6 protein-coding genes and 1 pseudogene are annotated in these 6,444 nt (G+C 68.7%); all 7 read right to left on the reverse strand.

Annotated elements, in window-relative coordinates:
• A pseudogene (locus DBR36_RS18330) lies at positions 1-299 on the reverse strand (aspartate aminotransferase); the annotation flags it as partial.
• 65 nt (positions 300-364) lie between these two features.
• Entirely contained in the window at positions 365-1,963 is a 1,599-nt protein-coding gene (locus DBR36_RS10175) for a serine hydrolase (protein WP_108319067.1), read from the reverse strand.
• Positions 1,964-2,102: 139 nt separating this feature from the next.
• The gene (locus DBR36_RS10180) at positions 2,103-2,432 is read right to left on the reverse strand and encodes a metal-sulfur cluster assembly factor (RefSeq protein ID WP_013586729.1); all 330 of its coding nucleotides are present in this window, start codon (positions 2,430-2,432) and stop codon (positions 2,103-2,105) included.
• Positions 2,433-2,441: 9 nt separating this feature from the next.
• Positions 2,442-3,212, reverse strand: a complete 771-nt coding sequence (gene sufC, locus DBR36_RS10185) for a Fe-S cluster assembly ATPase SufC (protein ID WP_058625386.1) — start codon at positions 3,210-3,212, stop codon at positions 2,442-2,444.
• Between the two features lie 41 nt (positions 3,213-3,253).
• Positions 3,254-3,583 carry a non-heme iron oxygenase ferredoxin subunit gene (locus DBR36_RS10190; RefSeq protein WP_108319069.1) on the reverse strand — a complete coding sequence of 110 codons (330 nt, stop codon included), beginning with the start codon at positions 3,581-3,583 and terminating at the stop codon, positions 3,254-3,256.
• Positions 3,580-4,770 (reverse strand): Fe-S cluster assembly protein SufD, encoded by a 1,191-nt coding sequence (gene sufD / locus DBR36_RS10195; RefSeq protein ID WP_108319071.1) that lies wholly within the window; start codon positions 4,768-4,770, stop codon positions 3,580-3,582. Before sufD ends, DBR36_RS10190 begins: the two co-directional genes overlap by 4 nt.
• A complete protein-coding gene (gene sufB / locus DBR36_RS10200; RefSeq protein WP_108319073.1) occupies positions 4,771-6,189 on the reverse strand; it encodes a Fe-S cluster assembly protein SufB in 1,419 nt (472 codons plus the stop codon).
• Positions 6,190-6,444 lie beyond the last annotated feature (255 nt).

A 6,444-nucleotide genomic window follows, 5' to 3' on the forward strand; every position in this document is an offset into this window, starting at 1 on the left:
TCGACGACGCCCATCATGACGTCGCCCGTCCACCGGATGCGCGAGGGGTCGACCGTCCAGCCCCAGCGGCGTTCAGCGTAGGCGGCGAAGTCGAGGTCGATCCCGGGCCGCGGCGGCGTGTACCCCGTGTCGCCGATCTCGACCGCGCGGTGCAGGGCGGCCGTGATGGCGGGGGCGAGCGGGAAGTCGGTCTCGGCCACGAACATCGGGATGACGTCCTCGGCGTACGAGCGCCACTTCGTGCTCGAGCGCTGACGCAGAAGGTCCAGGGGCAGGGCCTGCAGAGGGGTGACGCTCACCCTCCGAGGCTACCGGCCGGCGCCGCGCGGCCCCGGGGGACGGTGACACATCCCGTCACGCGCCCTCATCGACGGAAGGTGCCCATGCCGTGCTCGTCGAAGTACTCCAGCACCAGGGTGCCCTCGGCCGAGAACGTCGCCCGCGACACGGTGCCCTCGGTGGCGTTCTCACCGGTCGGGGCGAAGGTGAAGACGTCGCCGTCCCAGGGCGAGAGCGTCCACCGGCCGGTCGGGCCGAGCGAGAGCTGCAGGGCGCCGTCCTGCACCCGCACGGTCGCGTCACCGAAGTAGTCGTTGCGGTACACCCCGGCGTAGTCCTCGAGGGCGGCCGGGGGCGCGGCATCCGCGGGTCGTTCTTCTCCGGCGAGCTCGCCCATCGGCTGCGCCATCTGCGCGAAGACGTTCATGTACAGCGCCAGCCAATCCTGACGCGGTGCGCCGTACTGGGCGATGTCGGCGAAACGCCCCGCGATGCCCTCGGCGACGCCGTTCGCCTCTCCGTCCGACAGCACGACGATGCCGAGGTCGGCCGCGGGGAGCATCTTCACCGTCGTGCCGGTTCCCAGGCGGAAGGCTCCGGAGTGATTGACGTCGACGAGCCCTCCGGCCGTCGTGGTGACGTTGAAGCCGTACCCGTAGAAGCCCGCCCGCTGGTCCATCGTCGACTGCGCGGGATCGCGTCCGGTCATGATCTGCGGGGTGACCGCGGGCAGCAGCGCCGCGCGGCTGACCAGCGCGTCGTCGCCGGCCCCGGCGGCCAGGACCATCGCCATCCACCGCGCCATGTCGGTGACGCTCGAACTCACCCCGCCCGCCGGCGACTGCGCGTCGGGCCGGCGCTGCTCGGGCGTCACGACCCACGTCCCGTCCACGCGCTGGTGCCCCATCGCACGGTTCTCGCGCCCCGCGAGGTCGGCGAACCGCGACGAGGTGTCGTCCATGCCGAGAGGACCGTAGATCAGACGCTCCGACAGGTCGGCCCAATCCTCGCCCGCCGCCGCGGCGACCGACTCGGCCGCGGCGGTGATGTCGAAGTTGCCGTAGGCGTACGTGCTGCGGAACCCCTCGAGCGGCACCGCCCGCAATCTCTGCAGGACGGCCGCGCGGTCGTAGCCGATCTCCTCCAGATCGTCGCCGGCGTGCTCGTACAGGCCCGAGCGGTGCGCGTAAAGGTCGGCGATCGTGAGGTTCTCGCTCACCCACGGGTCCGACAGCGCGAACGAGGGCAGGTTCTTCTGCACCGGCGTATCCCACGTGATCAGCCCCTCGTCGATCGCGCGCGCCACCACGGTCGCCCCGATCGACTTCGACACGGATGCCATCGCGAACACCGTGTTCTCGTCCACCGGCTCACCCGTGTCGAGGTTTCGCACCCCGTACCCGCGCGCGAACACGGTCTCCCCGCCGTGCACGACGGCGACGGCCACCCCGGGCGTACCGGTGGCGTCCATCGCGGCCCGCACCGAGGCGTCGATGTCGGCGACCGCGGCGTCGATCGTGGCATCGGTCACCGACGCGAGCGCGTCCACGCGGGGGTCGGTGGCGACGGGGGCGGGACTCGCGTCGGCCGCCGGAAGGGCGTCGGGAGTGCACCCGGATGCCAGCGGCGCGAGAAGCAGCAGAGGGACCAGGCCCGCGGCGATCCGGGAGGCGCGCGTACTCATGCGCGCAGTGTGCCAGCGCGGATCGGGCGACGGCAACGACGGGCCGCCGAGTGTTGCGGATTCGCAACGCGCCGGGATCCGGTGCCGGCAGACGACGAACGCCCATCCCCGAGGGGATGGGCGTTCAAGATGTCTGGTCTCAGATCGCGAAGCCGAGCGCGCGCATCATGTCGCGCCCGTCGTCGGTGATCCGCTCAGGGCCCCACGGCGGCATCCACACCCAGTTGATGCGGAAGCGGTCCACGACGTTGTCGAGGGCTTGAGCGGTCTGTTCTTCGAGCACGTCGGTCAGCGGGCAGCCGGCCGAGGTGAGGGTCATGTGGATGACGAGCGCGTCGTTCTCGTCGTCCCAGGCGAGGTCGTAGATGAGGCCGAGGTCGACGACGTTGATCCCCAGTTCGGGGTCCATGACGTCTTTCAGGGCCTCGGTGACCTCGTCGTACTTCTCGGGAGCGAGGGTTGCGGTCATGTAACGATCTTACGCGTCGATCGGCGTACCGGCCTCGAGGAAGCGGTCGTAACCCTCTTCTTCGAGTCGGTCGGCGAGCTCGGGCCCGCCCTCTTCGACGATCCGTCCCTTGACGACGACGTGGACGAAGTCGGGGCGGATGTAGCGCAGGATGCGGGTGTAGTGCGTGATGAGCAGCACACCGAGGTCGGTCTGCTCCTTGGCGCGGTTGACGCCCTCGGACACGATCTTGAGCGCGTCGACGTCGAGGCCCGAGTCGGTCTCGTCGAGCACGGCGATCTTCGGCTTGAGCAGCTCGAGCTGCAGGATCTCGTGACGCTTCTTCTCGCCGCCCGAGAAGCCCTCGTTGACGTTGCGCGACGCGAACTTGGCGTCCATGCGCAGGTTCTCCATGGCGCCCTTGACGTCCTTGGTCCACGAGCGGATCGCGGGGGCCTCGCCGTCGATGGCCGTCTTGGCCGTGCGCAGGAAGTTGGTGACCGTGACACCGGGGATCTCGACCGGGTACTGCATCGCGAGGAAGAGGCCGGCGCGGGCGCGCTCGTCGACGCTCATCTCGAGCACGTCCTCACCGTCGAGCGTGATGGAGCCGCTCGTGACGGTGTACTTGGGGTGGCCGGCGATCGTGTACGCCAGGGTCGACTTGCCGGAGCCGTTGGGGCCCATGATGGCGTGGGTCTCACCGGTTCGCATGGTGAGCGTCACGCCGTTGAGGATCGGGGTCGTACCGTTCTCCGTCTCGACCGTCACGTGGAGGTCGCGGATCTCGAGGACAGACATGGGGTTCCTTACTTGAGAAGTCTTCGGGTCGTGGGCGCGGCTCAGGCCGTCGCCTTGGTGACGGTGGGATCGATGAGCACGTCGCCGGAGTCGATCACGACCTCGTACACGGGCACCGGCTCGTAGGCCGGAAGGTTCAGCGGTCGACCGGTCGTCAGCGAGAAGGCCGAGCCGTGGGCCCAGCACTCCAGCGTTTCGCCCTCGACGAAGCCGTCCGACAGCGAGATGTCGCCGTGCGTGCAGACGTCGCCGATCGCGTGGACCTCGCCGTTGCCGTCGAGCACGACCGCGATCGCGACGCCGTCGATCTCGACGCGTCGGGCCTCGTCCTGCACCAGTTCGTCGAGAGCGCACACGCGCGTGGCGCTCACGCGGCCGCCCCCTCTGCCAGCTCGCGCTCGATGGCCTCGATGAGCTCGCTCTCGAGCTCCGGGATGCCGATGCGCTGCACGATCTCGCTGAGGAAGCCGAGCACGACCAGACGGCGCGCCTCGTCCTCGGCGATGCCGCGGGCCTGCAGGTAGAACAGCTGCTCGTCGTCGAAGCGACCCGTGGCGCTGGCGTGGCCGGCGCCCTGGATGTCGCCCGTCTCGATCTCGAGGTTCGGGATCGAGTCGGCGCGGGCGCCGTCGGTGAGCACCAGGTTGCGGTTGGCCTCGTACGAGTCGGTGCCGGTGGCATCCGGTCCGATGAGGACGTCGCCGATCCAGACGCTGCGCGCGCTCTCGCCCTGCAGCGCACCCTTGTAGAGCACGTCGCCGACGGTGTGCGGACCCTTGTGGTGCAGGTAGACCTGCGACTCGAGGTGCTGACCCGCGTCCGAGAACGACAGGCCGTAAAGGCGCCCCTCGGCACCCGCGCCCGACAGTTCGACCGAGGGGTTCACGCGGACAACGCCGCCGCCGAAGCTCACCACGACGTGCGTGAGCTTGGCGTCGCGGTCGACGCGGGCCTGGTGCGACGAGGCGTGGATCGCGTCGTCATCCCACTTCTGCACCGACACGACCGTGAGGTCGGCGCCGTCGCGCACGATGATCTCGACGTTCTGCGCGTGCTGGGCCGAACCCTCGTGACGCAGCACCACGGTGCCGCGCGAGTGCTGCTGCGCCTCGATCACGACGTGGGCGTGGGCCAGCCCGCCCGTGCCCGTCAGACGCACGACGATCGGCTCGTCCAACTCGACGTTCGCGGGGATCCGCAGCAGCGGAGCCTCGGTCTCGTGCGTCCAGGCGAGGGCCGCCGGCAGGTCCTCGGGCCGGAAGTGCTCACCGCGCGGGGCGTCACCGGCGGCCAGACGCAGCTGCTCGACGGCCGCGGGGGCCTCGACGTCGACCGTCATGATGCCGGTCGGGCCGGCCTGGTCGACGAACAGCGGCGCGAGCCGGTCGATGGGGCTGAGCTTCCAGTTGACCTCGCGACCCGTGGGGGTGCCGAAATCGGCGGGGTCGAACGAGGTCGCCCGCTCCGAGCGCGTCTGCACCGGGACGAGGGATGCCACGAGGGCGGCCGGGTCGATATGACCTTCGGCGGCTGCGGGTGATTCGGTCGCAGTCGTCATTTAGCCTACGGATCCTTCCATGCCCATTTCGATGAGCTTGTTGAGTTCGAGCGCGTACTCCATGGGCAGCTCGCGGGCGATCGGCTCGATGAAGCCGCGCACGATCATGGCCATGGCCTCGTCCTCGGGCAGGCCGCGCGACTGCAGGTAGAACAGCTGCTCCTCGCTGACCTTCGAGACCGTGGCCTCGTGACCGAGCTGAACGTCGTCGACGCGGATGTCGATCGCGGGGTACGTGTCGCTGCGCGAGATGGTGTCGACCAGCAGCGCGTCGCAGCGCACCGTGTTCGCGGAGTGGTGCGCATTGGCATCCACCCGCACTTCTCCGCGGTAGCCGGCGCGACCGCCGCCGCGGGCGATCGACTTCGACACGATCGAGGACTGCGTGTGCGGCGCCATGTGGATCATCTTGGCGCCGGCGTCCTGGTGCTGACCGGGACCGGCGAAGGCGACCGACAGGGTCTCGCCCTTGGCGTGCTCGCCCATCAGGTAGATCGAGGGGTACTTCATCGTCACCTTGGAGCCGATGTTGCCGTCGACCCACTCCATGGTGGCGCCCTCGTGGGCGACCGCGCGCTTGGTGACGAGGTTGTACACGTTGTTCGACCAGTTCTGGATCGTCGTGTAGCGCACGCGGGCGTTCTTCTTCACGATGATCTCGACGACGGCCGAGTGCAGCGAGTCGCTCTTGTAGATCGGCGCCGTGCAGCCCTCGATGTAGTGCACGTAGCTGTCTTCGTCGGCGATGATCAGGGTGCGCTCGAACTGCCCCATGTTCTCGGTGTTGATGCGGAAGTACGCCTGCAGCGGGATCTCGACGTGCACACCCTTGGGGACGTAGACGAACGAGCCACCCGACCACACCGCGGTGTTGAGCGCGGCAAACTTGTTGTCGCCGGCGGGGATGACGGTACCGAAGTACTCCTCGAAGAACTCGGGGTGCTCGCGCAGCGCCGTGTCGGTGTCCATGAAGATGACACCCTGCTGCTCGAGGTCCTCACGGATCTGGTGGTACACCACCTCGGACTCGTACTGCGCGGCGACGCCGGCGACGAGGCGCTGACGCTCGGCCTCGGGGATGCCGAGCTTCTCGTAGGTGTTGCGGATCTCTTCCGGAAGGTCTTCCCAGGTCTGGGCCTGCTTCTCGGTCGAGCGCACGAAGTATTTGATGTTGTCGAAGTCGATCTCCGACAGGTCGGCGCCCCACGTGGGCATCGGCTTCTTGCCAAAGAGCTGGTAGCCCTTGAGGCGCGTCTTGAGCATCCACTCGGGCTCGGACTTCAGAGCCGAGATGCCGCGGACGACCTCTTCGTTGATGCCGCGCTGCGCGATGGCGCCCGCCGCGTCGGTGTCGTGCCAGCCGAACTCGTATTGCCCCAGGCTTTCGAGCTCTGGTCGGTCGATGAGGACATCGGACATGGTGATCACTCTCCTTCTCGGGCCACAACGGTGTCATCCGCCCCGACATTCCGGACTCCGGTCGAAGTCCCAGGTTCGTCGCTGGTGGGCCCGCTCGAAGGCGCTGGCTGCGCGCCTAGACTGTGTCTCGTGCGGATCGCGTGAGCGCTGCACACGGACCCTTCGATTCTACAGGCAACACCCGCTCCCGGCATGGCAGGCCCGCTCTCCCGAACGCCGGGAACGCCCCGACGCCAGGAAGCCGTACGCATGCCC

This window comes from Microbacterium sp. HMWF026 (assembly GCF_003061325.1).
Lineage (GTDB): Bacteria > Actinomycetota > Actinomycetes > Actinomycetales > Microbacteriaceae > Microbacterium > Microbacterium testaceum_E.